This window comes from Agrococcus phoenicis (genome assembly GCF_047302415.1).
Classification (GTDB): domain Bacteria; phylum Actinomycetota; class Actinomycetes; order Actinomycetales; family Microbacteriaceae; genus Agrococcus.
Map to the genome: position 1 here is coordinate 933,337 of NZ_CP154854.1, position 19,448 is coordinate 952,784.

At 72.6% G+C, this 19,448-nt stretch carries 19 protein-coding genes; 17 read left to right on the forward strand and 2 right to left on the reverse strand.

What is annotated here, in order from left to right; all coding sequences use genetic code 11:
• Nucleotides 1-2 precede the first annotated feature (2 nt).
• Entirely contained in the window at nucleotides 3-1,022 is a 1,020-nt protein-coding gene (locus tag AA0Z99_RS04530) for a sugar phosphate isomerase/epimerase family protein (RefSeq protein WP_413319857.1), read from the forward strand.
• 63 nt (nucleotides 1,023-1,085) lie between these two features.
• Here AA0Z99_RS04530 and AA0Z99_RS04535 read toward each other — a convergent pair whose 3' ends face one another.
• Complete coding sequence (locus AA0Z99_RS04535; protein WP_413319859.1) at nucleotides 1,086-2,654, reverse strand: DUF349 domain-containing protein; 1,569 nt, start codon at nucleotides 2,652-2,654, stop codon at nucleotides 1,086-1,088.
• 272 nt (nucleotides 2,655-2,926) lie between these two features.
• Nucleotides 2,927-3,694, reverse strand: a complete 768-nt coding sequence (locus AA0Z99_RS04540; RefSeq protein WP_413319861.1) for a peptidylprolyl isomerase — start codon at nucleotides 3,692-3,694, stop codon at nucleotides 2,927-2,929.
• A 135-nt stretch (nucleotides 3,695-3,829) separates the two neighbouring features.
• Here AA0Z99_RS04540 and AA0Z99_RS04545 point away from each other — a divergent pair, with 135 nt between their 5' ends.
• From AA0Z99_RS04545 to AA0Z99_RS04620, 16 genes are all read left to right on the forward strand, one after another.
• Nucleotides 3,830-5,218: a replication-associated recombination protein A gene (locus tag AA0Z99_RS04545; RefSeq protein WP_413319863.1), complete on the forward strand. Its 1,389-nt coding sequence runs from the start codon at nucleotides 3,830-3,832 to the stop codon at nucleotides 5,216-5,218.
• Between the two features lie 122 nt (nucleotides 5,219-5,340).
• Nucleotides 5,341-5,970: a 30S ribosomal protein S4 gene (gene rpsD / locus AA0Z99_RS04550; RefSeq protein WP_413319865.1), complete on the forward strand. Its 630-nt coding sequence runs from the start codon at nucleotides 5,341-5,343 to the stop codon at nucleotides 5,968-5,970.
• 112 nt (nucleotides 5,971-6,082) lie between these two features.
• The gene (locus AA0Z99_RS04555) at nucleotides 6,083-6,262 is read left to right on the forward strand and encodes a hypothetical protein (RefSeq protein ID WP_413319867.1); all 180 of its coding nucleotides are present in this window, start codon (nucleotides 6,083-6,085) and stop codon (nucleotides 6,260-6,262) included.
• 79 nt (nucleotides 6,263-6,341) lie between these two features.
• The gene (alaS, locus tag AA0Z99_RS04560; protein WP_413319869.1) at nucleotides 6,342-8,999 is read left to right on the forward strand and encodes an alanine--tRNA ligase; all 2,658 of its coding nucleotides are present in this window, start codon (nucleotides 6,342-6,344) and stop codon (nucleotides 8,997-8,999) included.
• Nucleotides 9,000-9,025: 26 nt separating this feature from the next.
• Nucleotides 9,026-9,502, forward strand: a complete 477-nt coding sequence (gene ruvX / locus AA0Z99_RS04565; RefSeq protein ID WP_413319871.1) for a Holliday junction resolvase RuvX — start codon at nucleotides 9,026-9,028, stop codon at nucleotides 9,500-9,502.
• A gap of 3 nt (nucleotides 9,503-9,505) precedes the next feature.
• Nucleotides 9,506-10,591, forward strand: coding sequence for an endolytic transglycosylase MltG (gene mltG, locus AA0Z99_RS04570; RefSeq protein WP_413319873.1), 1,086 nt, complete (start codon nucleotides 9,506-9,508; stop codon nucleotides 10,589-10,591).
• A gap of 1 nt (nucleotide 10,592) precedes the next feature.
• On the forward strand, nucleotides 10,593-11,486 hold the full coding sequence (locus tag AA0Z99_RS04575; protein WP_413319875.1) for a shikimate dehydrogenase family protein: 894 nt from the start codon (nucleotides 10,593-10,595) through the stop codon (nucleotides 11,484-11,486).
• A gap of 2 nt (nucleotides 11,487-11,488) precedes the next feature.
• The gene (gene aroC, locus AA0Z99_RS04580) at nucleotides 11,489-12,694 is read left to right on the forward strand and encodes a chorismate synthase (protein WP_413319877.1); all 1,206 of its coding nucleotides are present in this window, start codon (nucleotides 11,489-11,491) and stop codon (nucleotides 12,692-12,694) included.
• Nucleotides 12,691-13,233, forward strand: a complete 543-nt coding sequence (locus AA0Z99_RS04585; protein ID WP_413319879.1) for a shikimate kinase — start codon at nucleotides 12,691-12,693, stop codon at nucleotides 13,231-13,233. The genes aroC and AA0Z99_RS04585 overlap by 4 nt, the downstream gene beginning before the upstream one ends.
• Before the next feature lie 70 nt (nucleotides 13,234-13,303).
• Complete coding sequence (gene aroB / locus AA0Z99_RS04590; protein WP_413319881.1) at nucleotides 13,304-14,365, forward strand: 3-dehydroquinate synthase; 1,062 nt, start codon at nucleotides 13,304-13,306, stop codon at nucleotides 14,363-14,365.
• Between the two features lie 370 nt (nucleotides 14,366-14,735).
• The gene (locus tag AA0Z99_RS04595) at nucleotides 14,736-15,092 is read left to right on the forward strand and encodes a VOC family protein (RefSeq protein WP_413319883.1); all 357 of its coding nucleotides are present in this window, start codon (nucleotides 14,736-14,738) and stop codon (nucleotides 15,090-15,092) included.
• Nucleotides 15,093-15,154: 62 nt separating this feature from the next.
• Nucleotides 15,155-15,607 carry a type II 3-dehydroquinate dehydratase gene (aroQ, locus tag AA0Z99_RS04600; protein ID WP_413319885.1) on the forward strand — a complete coding sequence of 151 codons (453 nt, stop codon included), beginning with the start codon at nucleotides 15,155-15,157 and terminating at the stop codon, nucleotides 15,605-15,607.
• Between the two features lie 4 nt (nucleotides 15,608-15,611).
• Nucleotides 15,612-16,370, forward strand: a complete 759-nt coding sequence (locus tag AA0Z99_RS04605; RefSeq protein ID WP_413319887.1) for a class I SAM-dependent methyltransferase — start codon at nucleotides 15,612-15,614, stop codon at nucleotides 16,368-16,370.
• 84 nt (nucleotides 16,371-16,454) lie between these two features.
• A complete protein-coding gene (gene efp / locus AA0Z99_RS04610; protein ID WP_413319889.1) occupies nucleotides 16,455-17,018 on the forward strand; it encodes an elongation factor P in 564 nt (187 codons plus the stop codon).
• A 1-nt stretch (nucleotide 17,019) separates the two neighbouring features.
• Nucleotides 17,020-17,454: a transcription antitermination factor NusB gene (gene nusB, locus AA0Z99_RS04615; protein ID WP_413319891.1), complete on the forward strand. Its 435-nt coding sequence runs from the start codon at nucleotides 17,020-17,022 to the stop codon at nucleotides 17,452-17,454.
• Nucleotides 17,455-17,559: 105 nt separating this feature from the next.
• Nucleotides 17,560-19,260, forward strand: coding sequence for a DUF222 domain-containing protein (locus tag AA0Z99_RS04620; protein ID WP_413319893.1), 1,701 nt, complete (start codon nucleotides 17,560-17,562; stop codon nucleotides 19,258-19,260).
• Nucleotides 19,261-19,448 lie beyond the last annotated feature (188 nt).

Consider the following 19,448-nt stretch of genomic DNA (forward strand, 5'->3'; position numbering starts at 1 on the left):
CCATGACTCGCCCGTTCACCCTGTTCACCGGCCAGTGGGCCGACCTGCCCTTCGAGGAGGTCGCGCGCCTCGCGGGCTCGTGGGGCTACGACGGCCTGGAGATCGCCTGCTCCGGCGACCACCTGGACCCCTCCCGCTGGGATGACGACGCCTACGTCGCCTCGCGCCGCGAGATCCTCGAGCGCAACGGCCTGCAGGTGTGGGCGATCTCCAACCACCTGCACGGCCAGGCGGTGTGCGACGACCCGATCGACTTCCGCCACGAGGCGATCGTGCGCCCGCGAGTCTGGGGCGACGGCGATCCTGAGGGCGTGCGCCAGCGCGCTGCGCAGGAGCTGCAGGACACCGCGCGCATGGCGCGGGCGCTCGGCGTCGACACCGTCGTCGGCTTCACCGGCTCGTCGATCTGGCAGTACGTCGCGCAGTTCCCGCCGGTGCCCGACAGCGTGATCGAGGACGGCTACCGCGACTTCGCAGCGCGCTGGAACCCGATCCTCGACGTGTTCGACGAGGTCGGCGTGCGCTTCGCCCACGAGGTGCACCCGAGCGAGATCGCCTACGACCACTGGTCGACCGAGCGCGCGCTCGACGCCGTCGGGCGCCGCCCGGCGTTCGGGCTCAACTGGGACCCGAGCCACATGGTCTGGCAGGGGATCGATCCCGTGGGCTTCATCTCGGACTTCGCGGACAGGATCTACCACGTCGACTGCAAGGACACCCGGATGCGGATGGGTGGCGGCCGCAACGGCATCCTGTCGTCGCACCTGCCGTGGGGGCATCCGCGGCGCGGCTGGGACTTCGTCTCGGCCGGGCGCGGCGATGTGGCTTGGGGCGACGCGTTCCGCACCCTCACCGCGATCGGCTACACGGGACCCATCTCGATCGAGTGGGAGGACGCGGGCATGGATCGCCTGCAGGGCGCACCGGAGGCGCTGGAGGCGCTGCGTCGCTTCGAGTTCGACCCCTCCGCCACGCGCTTCGACGCGGCGTTCTCGAGCGAGGGCGACGCGCAGCGGCCATGAACGGGCGAGGGCCCCGTCGTCCGATGACGACGGGGCCCTCGCTCACCTCCGGGCGGGCGGCGCTCAGCCTGCGGCCGCGACGACCTCGAGCCACGAGCGCTTGGTCGAGAGCTCGGCCTCGAGCTCGGCCTTGCGCTTCGCGTCCTTCGTCTCGGCGATCTCCGCCTCGAGCTTCTCGATGGCATCCTCGAGCTGTCCGGCGAGGCCCTCGGAGCGTGCCTTGCGCTCGGGGTTGTGGCTCTTCCAGTGCTGCTCGTCGAGCTCGCGCACGTGCGTCTCGATCTTCCGCATGCGGTCCTCGACCTCGCGCAGCGACTCGCGCGGCACGCGACCGATCTCGTCCCAGCGCTGCTGGATGCCGATGAGGGCGTCGCGCGCAGCCGTGCGGTCGGTGATCTCGAGGATGGGAGCCGCCTCGTCGAGGAGCGCCTGCTTGGCGACGAGGTTCGCGGAGTACTCCTCGTTGTCGACCGCGACCTGCTCGGCCTTGGCCTGGAACAGCACGTCGCCGGCTTCCTTGAACTCGGCCCACAGCGCGTCGTCGATCTTGCGCCCCGCGCGGCCCGCGGCCTTCCACTGATCCAGCAGCGCGCGGTAGGCGGGGATGCCGTCGACGCCCTTGGGCGCGAGCGCCTGCGCCTGCTCGACCAGCGCCTGCTTGCGGGCGCGGACATCCTTGTGCGAAGCATCCAGCTCGGCGAAGAACTTGCGCCGCGCCGTCTCGAGGGTGCTGCGGGCGTCGCGGAAGCGCTTCCAGAGCGAGTCGGCCTGGCTCTTCGAGAGCCGCGGGCCGTCCTTCTGGAGTCGCTGCCACTCGGCGAAGAGCACGTCGACCTGCTGCATGGTCTGCTTCCACTGCACGTCGGCCAGGTCGCCGCCGGCCAGGCGCTCGATGGACTCGACGACGCGGGTGCGCTCGGCGAGCGCGGCCTCGACCTCCGCCTTGCTGGCGGCCTGCTGCTTCGCCTCGAGCTCGCCCAGCTCACCGCGGAGCGCGTCGAGCCTGGCGAGCAGCGAGGGGATGTCGCCGACGGCGTTGGCGATCGCGACGCTCTGGTGGAGGTGGTTCGCGGTCTTCGCGACGTCCCGCGCGCTCGCGCCGCCGCGGATGCGCTGCTCGAGCAGCCGCACCTGGCCCTCGAAGTCGGCGAACTTGCGCTCGAAGTAGGCGAGCGCCTCCTCCGGCGTGGCGTCGGGGAACTGCCCGACCACGCGCCAGTCGTCGCCGTCCTTGACCGCGACGGTGCCGGCGGCATCGACGCGGCCGAGACCGCGCTCGATGACCGTCTCGCCGAAGGTCGGGCCGGACGGAGCCTCGGTGCTGTCGGCAGCCTCAGCAGGCGCGTCGGCGGTCTCGACGGGAGCCTCGGCGGGCTCGGCGGCTGCCTCGGCGGCTGCGTCAGTGGGCTCCGCGGCTGCGTGGGTGGCCTCGGCGGCTGTCGGGGCGGCCTCGGCAGGCGCATCGGTGGCATCTGCGGCGACCTCAGGCGTCTCGGCCGGAGCGTCGGCGGCCTCGGCAGGAGCGTCGGTGCTCGGGGCGGGGACGCCGGCGGTCTGCTCCGCGCGGTCGGGAGCGGTCTCCTCAGCGGCGGGCTGCGCGGCGTCGGATTCGGTGGGCTGGGTGTCAGGCATGACGGAGTCTCTCGTGCGAGGGAACGGGCAGGGAGAGCCTAGCGCGGTGGAGCTGGAGCCAGAGGCCATTGCTGGCCTCTGCGCGACCCCAGCGCCGGGCCCGTCTCGGGCCCGGTCCGGTGGAGCTGGAGCAGAGGCCATTGCTGGCCTCTGCGCGACCCCAGCGCCGGGCCCGTCTCGGGCCCGGTCCGGTGGAGCTGGAGCAGAGGCCATTGCTGGCCTCTGCGCGACCCCAGCGCCGGGCCCGTCTCGGGCCCGGTCCGGTGGAGCGGCTACTCCAGGACGAAGTCGTCGATCGTGACGTCCTCCGCGGGCGCGCCGTCCGGTGCGTCGTCGACCGTGCCCTTCGCGATGACCTGCTCCTGCAGCTGGTCGAGGCCGCTCACGATCTGCCCGATGACGGTGTAGCCGCCGGCGGCGTCGGAGGGGATCGTCGTGTCGCCGTAGACGATGAAGAACTGGTGCCCGTTCGAGTCCGCATTGCCGCCCTGTCGCGCCATGGCGATCGTGCCCTCGACGTAGACGTCGTCGGCGGGGGCGTTCTCGATCGGTCCGTACATGTAGGAGGGGTCGCCGGCGCCGGTGCCGTCGACCGATCCGCACTGCAGCACGCTGAAGCCGGGGCTGGTCGTCAGTCGGTGGCAGGTCTTGTCGTCGTAGTAGTCCTGCTGGGTGTCCTGCAGCACCGCGGAGACGGCCTGGGGCGCTGCTGCCCCGTCGAGCTCGACCTCGAGCTCGACGCCGTCGATCGTGAGCGTGCCCGTCCAGGTGCGCTCCTCGGCGAGCGAGGGGTCGGGCACCGTCGAGGCGGCGGCAGGCTCGGTGGGGGCTGCGCTGTCGGTGGGAGCGGCCGTCTCGGCTGGGGAGTCGGCGGGCGGCTGGGTGAGCGCGATGACGCCGATGCCGCCGAGCAGCACGACGCCGGCGAGCACGCCGCCGATGATGGAGTCGCGCGCCTGGCGGCGCTTCCTGCGCTCGTGCACGGACTGGCGAGCGCGGTAGTCGCGGACGCGCCGCTCCTGCTCCTGCTTGGTGACCACGGGTTCTCCTCACGGACCTGCCGCGCGCAGATCGCCGTCCGGGACGGGAGCGCGGCCGGCGTTCAGGCTACCCGCTCGAGCCCGCAGCGGCCGTCACCGGCGGGGCGCGTCAGTGGTCGCGCCTAGCATGGACGCATGGCCAGGGGGACGACAGCGCCGCTCGCGGTGCGCATGCGGCCCACGAGCCTCGACGAGGTCGTGGGGCAGCGCCACCTGCTCGGCCCTGGGTCTCCGCTGCGCCGCCTGGCAGCATCCGGCGACCGCGCGAGCGGCCAGAGCGTCATCCTCTGGGGGCCGCCGGGCACCGGCAAGACCACGCTGGCCCAGTCGATCGCCCACACCTCAGACCGCCGCTTCGTCGAGCTGAGCGCCGTCACCGCCGGAGTGAAGGACGTGCGGCAGGTGATGGAGGACTCGCTGAACCAGCGCGACCTCTTCGGCCAGTCGACCGTGCTCTTCCTCGACGAGATCCACCGCTTCACGAAGGCGCAGCAGGATGCGCTGCTCCCGGGTGTCGAGCAGGGGTGGGTGACGCTGATCGCGGCGACCACCGAGAACCCCTCCTTCAGCGTGATCAGCCCGCTGCTGTCGCGGTCGCTGCTGCTGACGCTCGAGCCGCTGGAGGACGCCGACATCGGAGCGCTGGTCGACCGGGCGATCGCCGACCCACGCGGGTTCGATGCGGGCATCGTGCTCGACGACGACGCGAAGGCGCAGCTGATCAGGCTCTCCTCGGGCGACGCCCGCCGCGCGCTCACAGCGCTCGAGGCTGCCGGCGCGCACGCACTGGAGGCGGCCGAGACCGCTGCCGCAGGCGATGCCGACGACGTCGATGAGCAGGAGGAGCGCGACGACGACCCCGGCCGCGACACGACGCCCGCGCCGGTCGCGGTGACGGCGGAGGCGCTGGCGAGCGCCGTCGACCGCGCGCTGCTGCGCTACGACCGCCAGGGCGACGAGCACTACGACGTGATCTCGGCCTTCATCAAGTCCGTGCGGGGCTCGGATCCGGATGCGTCGCTGCACTACCTGGCGCGCATGATCGAGGCCGGTGAGGACCCGCGGTTCATCGCCCGCCGGATCATCGTGCTGGCCGCGGAGGACATCGGGATGGCCGACCCGCAGGGCCTGGTGATCGCGACGGCCGCCGCGACCGCGGTGCAGATGATCGGCATGCCGGAGGGGCGGATCCCGCTCGCGGAGGCGACCGTCTACCTCGCGACCGCGCCGAAGTCGAACCGCTCCTACCGCGGGGTGGACGCGGCGATCGCCGACGTGCGCGCGGGCGACTTCGGCCGCGTGCCGATCCACCTGCGCGACGGGCACTACCCGGGCGCGAAGCGGCTCGGCCACGGGAAGGGCTACCGCTACGCCCACGACGCGCCGCACGGGGTGGCTGAGCAGCAGTACCTGCCTGATCCGCTCGTCGGCCGCCGCTACTACGAGCCGGGGCCGCACGGCTTCGAGCGCGACGTGGCGGCGCGGCTCGAGCGCATCCGCAAGATCCTGGGCGGAGACCGCTGATCTGCTAGGCTGGACGACGGCCCTGAGGGCAGCGCCATGCTGCCGGGGCCCGCAACCCTCCTTAGGTCGCGGCACTCCGCCGCGACAGCCGCTCGCGCGGCAGCGACTCAGCGAAGGAAGTCATGTCCACGAAGTCCCGTTCCCGTTCGAAGGTGCGCCTCTCGCGCGCCCTCGGCGTCGCCCTCACCCCGAAGGCGGCCCGCTACCTCGAGAAGCGTCCGTACGGCCCCGGCCAGCACGGCCGCACCAAGCGCAAGGCCGACAGCGACTACGCCGTCCGCCTGCGCGAGAAGCAGCGCCTGCGCGCCCAGTACGGGCTCCGCGAGGCGCAGCTGCGCATCGTCTTCAACGAGGCGCGCCGCCAGCCCGGCCTGACGGGTGAGAACCTCGTCGAGCTGCTCGAGATGCGCCTCGACGCGCTCGTGCTGCGCGCCGGCTTCGCCCGCACCACCTCGCAGGCGCGCCAGCTCGTCGTGCACCGCCACATCATGGTCGACGGCCAGCGCGTCGACCGCCCGTCCTTCCGCGTGAAGGCCGGCCAGGTCATCCACGTGCACGAGCGCAGCGAGGGCATGGAGCCCTTCCAGGTCGCGGCCGCCGGCGGTCACGCGCAGGTGCTGCCCCCCGTGCCGCCGTACCTCGACGTGCAGCTCGACCGCCTGCAGGCTCGCCTCGTGCGTCGCCCGCAGCGCGCAGAGGTGCCGGTCGTCGCCGACGTGCAGCTCGTCGTCGAGTACTACGCAGCCCGCTGATCCAGCGAGCGTGAAGAGGGGTCGCCAGGTGGCGGCCCCTCTTCCTCGTTAGACTGGCACCCGCCCTGCCGCCGATCCGGTGCGGGGCTCGAGACACGAGGGAGACCCCGCTGTGAAGAAGCTCCTGTTCCTGGCCGTCGGCGTCGTCATCGGCGTCTTCGCCGCACGCCGCATCGAGGAGACCGCGAAGGGCAAGGCGATCCTCGACAGCGTCGACGATCGCACCCGCGAGTTCACGGATGCCGTCAAGGACGGCTACCAGGCTCGCGACCGCGAGCTGCGAGGCGAGTGACGACACCCCACCTGGACCCGGGCGCGCTGCGCCCGGGTCCGTCAGGCCCCTGCACGGGGGCTGGAAAGACCTGAGCGAGATGCAGACCGCAGAGATCCACCGCCGATTCCTCTCCCACTTCGAGGAGCGCGACCACACGATCGTCCCCTCGGCGTCGCTCGTGAGCGAGGACCCGGCGATCATGTTCACCATCGCCGGCATGGTGCCGTTCATCCCGTACCTCTCGGGGCGGGTGCCTGCCCCCTGGTCGCGCGTCGCCGATGTGCAGAAGTGCATCCGCACCACCGACATCGAAGAGGTCGGGCGCACGCCGCGCCACGGCACCTTCTTCCAGATGGCGGGCAACTGGTCGTTCGGCGACTACTTCAAGCGCGAGGCGATCGACTACGCGTGGAAGCTGCTGACGGGCTCCGAGGCGGACGGCGGCTACGGCTTCGACCCGAAGCGGCTGTGGGCGACGGTCTACCTCACGGACGACGAGGCCGAGCGCCTGTGGCTCGAGGTCACCGACATCGACGCGGACCGGATCCAGCGCCTGGGCCTCGAGGACAACTACTGGATGACGGGACAGCCCGGTCCCGCCGGGCCAGACTCCGAGATCTTCTACGACCTCGGCCCCGAGTACGGCCCCGAGGGCGGCCCCGCGACCGGCTCCGACCGCTACGTGGAGATCTGGAACCTCGTCTTCATGCAGGACGAGATCGCCGACGTGCGCTCGAAGACCGAGTTCACGATCGTGCGCGAGCTGCCGAAGAAGAACATCGACACCGGCATGGGGCTCGAGCGCATCGCGTTCCTCAAGCAGGGCGTGCAGAACATGTACGAGATCGACCAGGTGCGCCCGGTGCTCGACCTCGCGAGCGAGCTCTCCGGCCGCCGCTACGGCGCCGAGCACGAGGACGACGTGCGGATGCGCGTGGTCGCCGACCACGTGCGCTCCTCGCTCATGCTGATGGGCGACGGCATCACGCCCGGCAACGACGGCCGCGGCTACATCCTGCGCCGCCTGATGCGGCGGTCGATCCGCGCGATGCGCCTCCTCGGTGTCCACGAGGCGACGTTCCCGACGCTCTTCCGCGCGAGCTACGACGCCATGTCGGCCGCCTACCCCGACCTCGACGCGGCGTTCCCGCGCATCGAGCGGCTCGCGATCGCCGAGGAGGAGACCTTCCTCAAGACGCTCGAGTCCGGATCGACGGTGCTCGACCTCGCGATGGGCGACGTGCGCGCGGCATCCGGCCAGGTGGTCCCCGGCAAGACCGCCTTCCTCCTGCACGACACCTACGGCTTCCCGATCGACCTGACCATGGAGATCGCCGAGGAGGCGGGCCTCGAGGTCGACCGCTCCACCTTCGAGTCGCTCATGAGCGAGCAGCGCACGCGTGCGAAGGCCGACGCGAAGTCGCGCCGCCGACAGCTCGCCGACCTCTCCGTCTACTCGGAGCTGCGCGGCAGGGGCGAGACCGCCTTCCTCGGCTACGAGGAGCTCGAGGCCGACGGCGAGGTGATCGGCATCATCGCCCACGGCGCGCAGGTGGCCTCGGCAGGCCTCGACCAGGAGGTCGAGGTGATCCTGACCGCGACCCCGCTCTACGCGGAGGCGGGCGGGCAGGACAGCGACCAGGGTCGCCTGGTCGGCCCCGGCTTCGAGGCAGAGGTGCTCGACGTGCAGCGCCCGGTGCAGGGCCTCATCAGCCACACCGTGCGAGTGACGAGCGGCGAGATCGCCGTCGGCGACGTCGCGCACGCCGTGGTCGATCCGCTCTACCGGCGCGGCGCCAACAAGGCGCACAGCGCGACGCACCTCGTGCACGCCGCGCTGCGCCAGCTGCTCGGCCCCGACGCGGTGCAGGCGGGCTCCTACAACAAGGCCGGCTACATGCGCCTCGACTTCTCGTGGTCGAGCCCGCTCTCGAGCGACATGCGGCAGGAGCTCGAGGGCATCGCCAACGGCGCGATCCGCGACGACCTGCCTGTCGAGACCCGCGTGATGGGGCTCGACGAGGCCAAGGCGCTCGGCGCCATGTCGCTGTTCGGCGAGAAGTACGGCTCGACGGTGCGCATGGTCGACATCGGCGGACCGTGGTCGCGCGAGCTCTGCGGCGGCACCCACGTCGCCGCCTCGAGCCAGATCGGCCTGCTCTCGATCACGAGCGAGTCGAGCGTCGGCTCGAGCGCCAGGCGCGTCGAGGCGGCGGTCGGCGCGGATGCGTTCGACCAGCTGGTCGCCGAGCGCACGCTCGTGAGCGAGCTCACCTCGATGCTGAGGACGCCGAAGGAGCAGCTGCCCAGCCGCATCCAGGAGATCGTCGCCTCGCTCAAGACGGCCGAGAAGCGCATCGCGGAGTTCGAGTCGAAGCAGCTCGCCGGCCGCGTGCAGCCGATCGTCGATGCCGCGCAGCGCGCGGGCGACGTACTGCTGGCGAGCACCGACCTCGGGGCGGTGGGATCGCAGGACGACCTCCGCTCGCTGGCTGCGCAGGTGCGCGAGCGACTGGGCGCCGAGCCCGCCGTCGTCGCCATCGGCGGCGCGGTCGACGGGCGCCCGGCGATCGTCGTCGCCACGAACCAGGCGGCGCGCGACGCCGGCGTGGCAGCGGGACCGCTCGCGAAGGCTGCGGCCTCGGTGCTCGGCGGCGGCGGCGGCGGCAAGCCCGACATGGCGCAGGGCGGCGGGCAGGACGCATCCGCGATGCCCGCGGCGCTGGCTGCGATCACCGACGGCGTGCGGCGCTGAGCGGGCCACGGGACGAGCGGGAGACGATGCGACGGGGCGTGAGGATCGGCGTGGACGTGGGCAGGGCCCGCGTCGGCGTCGCCCGCAGCGACCGCGACGGCCTGCTGGCGACGCCGGTGGAGACGATCCAGCGCGCGGCCGTCGACCCCGTCGCGCGGCTGCGCGAGCTCGCGACCGAGCTCGACGCCGTCGAGGCGGTGGTGGGCCTGCCGATCTCGCTCTCCGGCGGTGACACGCCCAGCACGCAGGACGCGCGCGAGATGGCGGCGGAGCTCGCCGCGACGATGCCGGTGCGGCTCGTCGACGAGCGGCTCTCCACCGTGACCGCCTCGGCCGGGATGCGCGCATCCGGCAAGTCGACGCGCCAGCAGCGCGCCACCATCGATCAGGCGGCCGCGGTCGTCATCCTGCAGCATGCGCTCGACAGCGAGCGCGCCTCCGGCCGTGCGCCGGGGGAGCTGCTGACCAGCGACGAGCGCGTCGCGGAGCGAGAAGAGGACTGACCCATGGCCGGACGTCGCGAACGCGCGCGCCAGGAGCGCAAGGTCAAGACCCGCAGGATCATCATCGCCTGGAGCATCGTGCTCGTGGTCGTCGTCGGCCTCGTGGTCGCGGTGACCTGGGGCGCCGGGCAGCTGCGGGAGCGGCTCGCCGGCGCGGAGGACTACCCGGGCCCCGGCACCGGGGAGGTCGTCGTGCGGATCGAGCCGGGCGAGAACGGCTACGACGTCGCGGCGACGCTCCTGGAGCAGGACGTCATCGCGAGCAGCGAGGCCTTCACCGACATCCTGGTCGGCGACTCGTCGATCCAGCTGCACCCCGGCGCGTACCGGGTGCAGCAGCAGATGTCGGCGCAGGGAGCGCTCGACGCGATCCTCGACCCGGCGAACAGGGCAGAGCTGCGCGTGACCGTCCCGGAGGGCTACACGCTGCCGCAGGTCTTCGAGCGGCTCGAGCGCGACCTCGGGATCCCGCAGGCAGAGTTCACGCAGCTGGCCGGCAACTTCGCGCAGTTCGACCTGCCGGAGGACGCGATCTCGCTCGAGGGCTGGCTCTTCCCCGCCACGTACACCTTCGACGAGGGCATCACCGCGGAGGGCGTCATCGAGGCGATGGTCGCGCGCATGCACCAGGCGCTCGACACGCACGGGGTCGCCGACGCCGACGCGCAGCGCGTGCTGACGTTCGCCGCCGTCGTGCAGCGGGAGGCGAGGTTCGCCGACGACTTCGGTCGCGTCGCGCGCGTCTTCCAGAACCGGCTCGACATCAACATGCCGCTGCAGTCGGACGCGACGGTGGCCTACGGCACCGGCAACCTCCACGTCGTCACGACGACGGCCGAGGAGCGCGCCGACGCCTCGAACCCGTACAACACCTATCAGCAGACCGGGCTGCCCGTCGGCCCGATCGGCGCACCGGGCGATCAGGCCATCACGGCGGTGCTCGAGCCGACCGAAGGCCCCTGGCTCTACTTCGTGACGGTCGATCCGAACACGGGCGAGACCGTCTTCTCGGAGACCTACGAGGAGCACCTCGTGGCGGTCGAGCGGTTCCAGCAGTTCCTGCGCGACAACCCGGGCTGGGGCGGCTGAGGTGTCGACGGCCGCGCAGGGCGGCGCTCGCCGCCACGCGGTCGTGGGCTCGCCCATCGAGCACTCGCTGACCCCGCTGCTGCAGGGCGCCGCGGCGCGAGCGCTCGGCCTCGACTGGGCGTGCGAGCGACGGCTCGTGGCGCGCGGCGAGCTCGCCGGCTTCCTCGACGCGCTCGACCGATCGTGGCTCGGCCTCTCCGTCACCGCGCCCCTCAAGGAGGAGGCCCGCGCCATCGCGCGCGAGGTCGATGCGCGCGCGGCGCTGACCGGCGCCGTCAACACGCTGCTGCTGGATGCGACGCGCGGGCCACGGGGCTGGAACACCGACGTCGGCGGCATCGTCCGCGCCTTCGCCGAGTCGGGGCTCGCCGCTGCCGAGACCGGCGCGATCGTCGGGGCGGGGGCGACGGCCCAGTCGGCGCTGCTCGCGCTGCACGAGCTCGGCGCGCGCCGAGTGCGCGTCGCGCTGCGCAGCGAGACGAAGGGCCGGCGCATCGCCGACCTGGGCGACCGGATCGGCGTCGAGGTGCAGCTGCAGGGCCTCGACGAGCCGCTGCCCGCTGTCGACGCCGCCGTCTCCACGCTGCCCGCGGGCGCCGACGTCGTGCCCGTGTTCGCGCATCCGCCCGCCCGCCTGCTCGACGCCGACTACGCGCGCCCGGCGGGGTCGCGGTTCGTCGACCAGCCCGCAGAGCAGCGCATCGACGGGCGGGAGATGCTGCTCGAGCAGGCCGTGCTGCAGGCGCGCATCTTCGCCCTCGGCGCGATCGACGCCGCGCTGCCGGACGAGCTGGGCGTCGTCGCCGCGATGCGCGCATCGCTCGAGCTGGCACCTCGGGCGGATGCGTCGGGCGCCGTGGTCAGGTCGGCATCGGCGGGTCTGGAAGAATCGTAGGCATGCTGCGCTGGCTGACCGCCGGGGAGTCCCACGGCCCCGAACTGATCGCGATCCTCGAAGGGCTGCCCGCGGGGGTGCCCATCACCGCCGAGCAGATCCAGGCAGACCTGCAGCGGCGGAAGCTCGGTGCCGGTCGCGGCGCGCGCATGAAGTTCGAGCAGGACGCCCTGTCGATCTCCGGTGGTGTGCGCCATGGGCTCACGCAGGGCGGCCCGGTCGCGCTGCGCGTCGGCAACACCGAGTGGCCGAAGTGGATGGAGGTCATGGGCGCTGCGCCCCTCGAGGGCGAGCTGACCGGCGCTCGCGCTGCGAAGCTCACGCGACCCCGCCCCGGCCACGCCGACCTCGTCGGCATGCAGAAGCACGGCTTCGACGAGGCGCGCCCTGTGCTGGAGCGGGCCAGCGCGCGAGAGACCGCCGCGCGCGTGGCGCTCGGCGCGGTCGCCCGCGCGTTCCTCGGCGAGCTGGGCGTGCGCCTCGTGAGCCACACGCTGTCGATCGGCCCCGTGCGCGTGCCCGAGGGCGCGGCGCTGCCGGTGCCGGAGGACGTCGATCGGCTCGACGCGGACGAGCTGCGCTGCAACGATCCTGAGACGAGCGCGGCCATGCTCGCCGAGGTCGAGGATGCGCGCCGCTCCGGCGACACGCTCGGCGGCATCGTCGAGGTGCTCGCCTACGGCCTGCCCTCCGGGCTCGGCTCCTACGTGCACTGGGATCGCCGCCTCGACGGCCGCCTCGCGCAGGCGCTCATGAGCATCCAGGCGATCAAGGGCGTCGAGGTCGGCGACGGCTTCGAGACCACGCGGCGGCGCGGCAGCGTCGCGCACGACGAGCTGCTCGCCGGCGAGGGTGGCACGCACCGAGCGACCGGCCGCGCGGGCGGCATCGAGGGCGGCATGACGACGGGAGACGCGCTGCGCGTGCGCGCGGGCATGAAGCCCATCGCGACCGTGCCCCGAGCGCTGCGCACCATCGACACCGCCACCGGCGACGTGGCGCAGGCCCACCACCAGCGCAGCGACGTGTGCGCGGTGCCCGCCGCAGGCGTGGTCGCAGAGGCGATGGTCGCGCTCGTGCTGGCGGATGCGGTGGTCGAGAAGTTCGGCGGGGACTCGGTCGCGGAGACCCGCAGGAACCTCGAGGCCTACGTCGCCGAGATCCCCTCGACCCTGCGCACCGTCGCGACCCCGTCCGCGCAGCCGTGACCGGCGCGCATCCGCGCCCCGGCGACGAGGCGAGCGCGACGCGGCCGGTGGCGCTGATCGGCCCCATGGCTGCCGGCAAGACCTCGATCGGGCGCAAGCTCGCCTCCCGCCTCGGCCGCACCTTCGCCGACACCGATCGCCTCGTGGTGCTCGAGCACGGGCCGATCCCCGAGATCTTCGCCGAGCGCGGCGAGGCGGCGTTCCGCCACTGGGAGGCGCAGGCGGTGCAGCACGCGCTCACGCCCGGCACCGTGGTCGCGCTCGGGGGCGGTGCCGTGCTCGACGCGGACACGCGCGCGCTGCTGCGCGAGCAGGCCACGGTCGTGCTCGTCACGGTCGACGAGCGGGCTGCAGAGCGCCGCATCGCCGGCGCCGGCCGGCCGCTCATCGCCGACGGCATCGCCTCGTGGCGGCGGATCGCCGCCGAGCGCGACCCGATCTACCGCGAGCTGGCCCAGATGACGGTCGACACCTCGCGCACGCCCATCAGTCGACTCGTGGACGAGCTCGAGGCCTGGCTCGTCGCGCACGACCGGTGACGCGCATCCACACGTCACGCACCGCATCAGCGCCTGCGCAGGCGGGCCCGAGCAGACCAGGAGCACGACCATGACCACCATCCGCGTCCAGACCGAGGCACCCTACGACGTGCACGTCGGCAGGGGCATCCTGGTGGAGCGCCTGCAGGAGCAGCTGGGCGACGCGCAGCGCCTGCTCGTCGTGCACCAGCCGGCGATGTCGCGCATCGCCGATCACCTGAAGGCCGAGCTCGGGATCGAGGTGCTCCTCGCCGAGGTGCCCGACGCCGAGGAGGCGAAGCGCATCGAGGTCGCGCAGTTCCTGTGGCAGATCATGGGGCAGGCCGAGTTCACGAGGACCGACGCGGTGCTGGGCCTGGGCGGCGGGGCCGTCACCGACCTGGCGGGCTTCGTCGCCGCCACCTGGCTGCGCGGCGTGCGCGTGGTGCAGGTGCCGACGAGCGTGCTCGGCATGGTCGACGCCGCCGTGGGCGGTAAGACCGGCATCAACACGGAGCAGGGCAAGAACCTCGTCGGAGCCTTCCACCACCCCGCCGCGGTGATCGCCGACCTCGAGCTGGTCGACTCGCTGCCGCGCAACGAGCTGCTCACCGGCTTCGCCGAGATCGTGAAGGCCGGGTTCATCGCCGACCCCCGGATCCTGGAGCTCCTCGAGACCGAGCTCGCCGCGACCACCGACACCTCGACGCCGCAGTTCGCCGAGGTCGTCGCGCGCGCGATCGAGGTCAAGGCTCGCGTCGTCGCGAACGACTTCCGCGAGGCGGGGGAGCGCGAGTTCCTGAACTACGGGCACACGCTCGGGCACGCGATCGAGCACACCGAGCGCTACCGCTGGCGGCACGGCGCGGCCGTGTCCATCGGGATGGTGTTCGCGGCCGAGCTCTCGCGGCTCGCCGGGCGCCTGCCGGAGGGCGTCGTCGACCGTCATCGCAGCATCCTCGACTCGCTCGAGCTGCCGATGACCTATCCCGTCGGTCGGTGGCAGACCCTGCTCGGCACCATGCGCAAGGACAAGAAGACGCGCGGGTCGATGCTGCGGTTCGTGGTGCTCGACGACGTCGCGAAGCCGCGGATCCTCGAGGGGCCGGACGAGGGGCTGCTGTTCATGGCGTACCAGTCGCTCGCCGACTGAGCGCCACTCGCAGCTCCACCCTCGTCGCTCTGGCGCGCTCCGGGCGCGCCAGTGGCGCGTCGTGCGGTCGAGTGGCGCCTCGTCCAGTCGAGTGGCGCTCTCCGAGAACTGCGCTCGTGCATCCGGAGGTGAGGCGCGCTCGTCTCCAGCCGATGCTGGAAACCGCCACCCGTTGGAGGGAACCGCCGCTGGATGCTCGCAGGCGTGTTCGGATGCGGGAAGACGCCACTGGATGCGGGGAGGCTGGAGGCGGGGAGGCTGCCACTGGAGGGGGCGCCGGCGAGCGTGCAGCGACGACCGCGCGCGGTCGGACGCCATGGGCAGGCGATCGGCACTGGTGCGCGAGGCTGTCGTGACGGAGACTGGCGCCATGGCACACGGCGACATCACGCACATCGAGATCCCGGTCAACGACCTCACGAAGGCCACGGCCTTCTACTCAGACCTCTTCGGCTGGCAGATCGCCGAGATGGAGGGCTTCGAGGGGTATCCCATGTTCCAGGCGCCGAACGGCGTCTCCGGCGGCGCGCTGACGCAGCGCGAGGAGGGCTTCACCCAGCCTCGCAGCATGGTCGAGGTCGACTCGATCGAGGACACGCTCGCCAAGGCGACCGCGCGCGGAGCCACCGTCGTGGTCGAACGGTCTGAGATCACCCCGACGAGCTGGTGGGCGGTCTTCGCAGACGTCGACGGCAATCAGGTGGGGCTCTTCGAAGGCGAGATGTAGCGCCCGTCACGCCGGTCGAGCAGCGCTCGACCGCGGGTCGATCGCGCCGCGAGACTCGGCGCATGCGGCAGACTGACCGCATGCGCATCCTCGTCCTCAACGGCCCCAACCTCGGCAGGCTCGGCACCCGCGAGCCCGAGGTCTACGGCAGCGCGACCCTCGACGCCATCGCGCCGCTGGTCGAGGCCGTCAGCACGGCAGCGCTCACGATCGAGGCGGATGTGCGCCAGACCGACGACGAGGCCGAGCTGGTCAGCTGGATCCACGAGGCCGTGGACGCGCAGGCGCCGGTGATCCTGAACCCGGCGGCCTTCACGCACTACTCCTATGCGCTGCGCGACGCCTGCGCCCAGCTGCAGGGCGTCGCACCGCTCATCGAGGTGCACATCTCCAACCCGCATGCGCGCGAGACCTTCCGACACACCTCCGTCATCTCCGCCGTTGCGACCGGAGTGATCGCGGGCTTCGGCCTGCGCGGCTATGCGCTCGCCGCGGCCGCGATCGCGGCTCGCTGAGCCAGTGCTGCCCTTCGAACAGCTGGTCGCCGAGGCGGTCGCCGCCGACGTCGACGGCTGGGGCTTCGGCTGGCTCGACGGCCGGGCGACGGAGGAGCGGCCGCCTTGGGGCTACGCACGCCTGCTCGCCGAGCGCGTCGGGGCTGCGCGAGCGCCGCTGGACCTCGACACCGGCGGGGGAGAGGTGCTCGACGAGGCGCCGACCATCCCGGTGGGAACGGTCGCGACAGAAGGGTGGCCCGCGAACCTGGCACTGGCTCGGGCTCGGCTCCGTCCGCGGGGCGTCGACGTGCGCGAGCACCGACCAGGGTCGCCGCTGCCGGTGGCGGATGCGTCCCGCGATCTGGTGACGAGCCGCCACCCGCTCGCGCCCGACTTCGCCGAGATCGCGCGCGTGCTCGAGCCTGGCGGCGCGTACTTCGCGCAGCACGTCGGGCCATGGAGCGCGGCCGAGCTGAGCGAGCGATTCCTCGGGCCGCTGCCCGGCCACCCGGTGTTGCGGGATCCGGCGACCGAGATCCTGCAGGCACAGGAGGCCGGCCTCGAGCTCGTCGCGGTGCAGAGCGTCAGGCTGCGCCAGGAGTACGCCGACATCGGCGCGATCGTGTGGATCCTGCGCAAGTGCCCCTGGTGGGTGCCCGGCTTCGACCCGACGCGCGCCGACGACGCCACCGTGCGCGCACTCGATCGGCAGTTGCGCGCATCCGGCCCCTTCGTCGCGCATGCGAGCCGTCATCTGCTGGAGCTCCGGAAGTCGGGCTAGACCGAGCCCGCTAGACTCTCCTGTCGGCGCAGGACTGCTCACAGTTCGGGGCCCCCGAAAGCTCCCACGGAACGGATTCGCCACATGGCAACCACGAACGACATCAAGAACGGCGCGGTGCTCAACCTCGACGGCCAGCTCTGGACCGTCATCGAGTTCCAGCACGTCAAGCCCGGCAAGGGCGGTGCGTTCGTCCGCACCAAGCTGCGCAACGCCCGCAGCCAGAAGACCGTCGACAAGACCTTCAACGCGGGCACCAAGGTGGAGTTCGCGACCGTCGACCGCCGCGACTACCAGTACCTCTACAACGACGGCCAGGACTTCGTGTTCATGGACAACGACACCTACGAGCAGCTCCAGATCCCGGCCGCGACCGTCGGCGACGGGGCGAAGTTCCTGCTCGAGAACGGCACCGCGACCATCTCGATGCACGAGGGCGAGGCGCTGCAGGTCGAGCTGCCGGCATCCGTGGTGCTCGAGATCACCTACACGGAGCCGGGCCTCCAGGGCGACCGCTCGAGCGCCGGCACGAAGGCGGCGACCGTCGAGACGGGTGCGGAGATCCAGGTGCCGCTGTTCGTCGAGCAGGGCACGCGCGTCAAGGTCGACACGCGGGACGGCAGCTACCTCGGCCGCGTCAACGACTGACGTGGCGGCCCCCGAGAAGGCGACCGAGACCTACCCCTCGCGCCGCAAGGCTCGCAAGCACGCCGTCGAGGTGCTGTACTCGGCGAACGCCCGCGGCGAGTCGCCGCTGACCGTGCTGCGCGACACCGCCGACAGGCTCGGTTGGGCGTCGCACGGCTGGTTCGAGTTCGCGCGAGAGCTCGTGGCCGGCGTCGCCGACGACACCGAGGCGATCGACGAGCTGATCGCGTCGTCGAGCGAGCACTGGCCGATCGACCGGATGCCGCGCACCGACCTCGCGATCCTCCGCGTCGGCACGTGGGAGCTCGAGCACGGCACGGCGCCGACGAGCGTCGTGGTCTCCGAGGCCGTGCATCTGGCGAACGAGCTCTCGACCGAGCGCTCTGGCGCGTTCATCAACGGCGTGCTCGGGCGCATCGCGGCGCAGCGCGGCTGACGCCAGCCACGTCGTCCCGGTCTTCGCCGGGCTGACGTCAGGGCGCCGGAGGCACACCGCAGCTCGGCGTCGGGACGTGTGGGTGGCTCGTGTGACACTGCGCCCATGACGAGGGATGCGGTGCAGCAGCAGGAGCCGGAGGGCGCGGTCTCGTCCGCTGCCGAACCGCAGCTGCCGCCGCACCGCGTGCCGGTGCCGTTCGCTCCCGACGTCCTCGACGGGCCGACGTGGCTGCGGGGCGGTCCGCACCCGCTCGCCGCACCTGCGCCCGCCCTCCTCTCCGCACTCGCCGAGGGTGCTTCCGTCGCTGGTGCCGCGGCGAGCTTGAGTGTTGCCGCTGCTGGAGGCGCATCCGTTCCGCCCGCTCCGGTGACCGGTCGTGATGTCGCGGAGTCGGCGATGCGCGCGGTGGTCGAGATCGATGCCGCGATCGCCAGCCTCGAGGCGATGCGGGTGCGGTTCCTGGCCGGGATCGGGCACGTGGCCGTCGGTGACGCGCTGGAGGAGCGGCTCGATCCGGGCGTGGGCGTGCGAGATGCGGCGTGCGAGCTGGCGCTGATGGGTCGGCGCAGCGACCGCACGGTGGAGGCCGACATCGGCCACGCGATGGAGCAGGTCACCGCGTGGCCGGCGACGCTGGAGGCGTGGGGCGCGGCGCGCATCCACCGCGGCCACGTCGGCGTGATCACCGAGATCGGCAGCACCATCCCAGACCCGGCGGCGCGGGCCGCGTTCGAGGCGGCGCTCATCCCGCACGCGGAGCGCACCACGCCCAGCCGGCTGCGCGCGGTCGCCCGCCGCGAGCTCGAGCAGCACCTGGAGCGCCCGCTGGCCGCCCGCCACCGGTCGGCCCGAGACCGGCGCGGCGTGTTCCAGAAGGAGCTCGACGACGGCATGTCGCGGCTGGAGCTCATCGCCCCGACCGTGCTCGTCGCCGCGACCCACGACCGGCTGACGCAGATGGCGAAGGCCACCCTCCGCGCCGCAGACGCGAGCGGCGAGGGGAAGGACCCGCGCACCTTCGACCAGCTCCGGGCAGATCTCCTGTGCGACCTGCTGCTCACCGGCGACCCCGCCGGCGTCACGCTCGACGCCATCCGGGCCGACATCACGATCGTCATGCCCGCCGAAGTCCTCGCCGGCGTCGACGAGCGCGACACCGACCGAGACGCCGCCGACGACGCCGCCTGCGACGCCGGCGACGACGCGGAGAGCCGCGCCGCAGGGACGCTCGACGGCGGCACCGCATCGACCACGGGTGGCTCCGGCTTCTCCGGTCGCCGCCGAGACGATCGCAGGCGGGCGGCCTCGGTCGCACGCCTCGCCACCGGCGCACCGGTCGACCCCGAGACCGCCCGGCGCCTCGCAGAGCGCGCCACGGCCTGGACCAGGCTGTTCACCGACCCGCGCACCGGCCACGTCACCGCCGTCGACACCTCCGCGCCCTCGAAGCGGCTCACGCAGCTCCTCCGAGCCAGGGACCAGCGCTGCAGATGGCCGGGCTGCACCCAAGCAGCCCACCGAAGCGACCTCGACCACACCATCCCCTGGGCAGCGGGCGGCACCACTGACACCGGCAACCTCGCCCACCTCTGCAGGCGCCACCACACGCTGAAGGGCGCCCGACTCTCCGGCGCCAGACGATGGAAGGTCGAGCAGCGCTCACCAGGCGTCCTCGCCTTCACCTCACCCGGCGGCCAGGCGTACGTCGACGAACCACCGCAGATCGGGCCCGTCTTCCGCGAACGAGCAGCCGATGCGTGGGGTGTCACCAGCACCGAGCGCACCGGCTCGCTGCCCTTCTGACGGGATCGGTCCTGCGGGATCGGTCACGAACGGTGGCGGTCCTGATCGGCAGCACTGTGCTGCAGCCCTGTGCGCTGCCGCGTCGCGTCACCATCGCGACTCGGCCCGCGGAGGGCTGCGCCAGGCGGTAAGGTAGAAGGGATCAGACAACCTTGAAGCCCGTCCCGTGAGGCGGAGAAGGGAGTCGC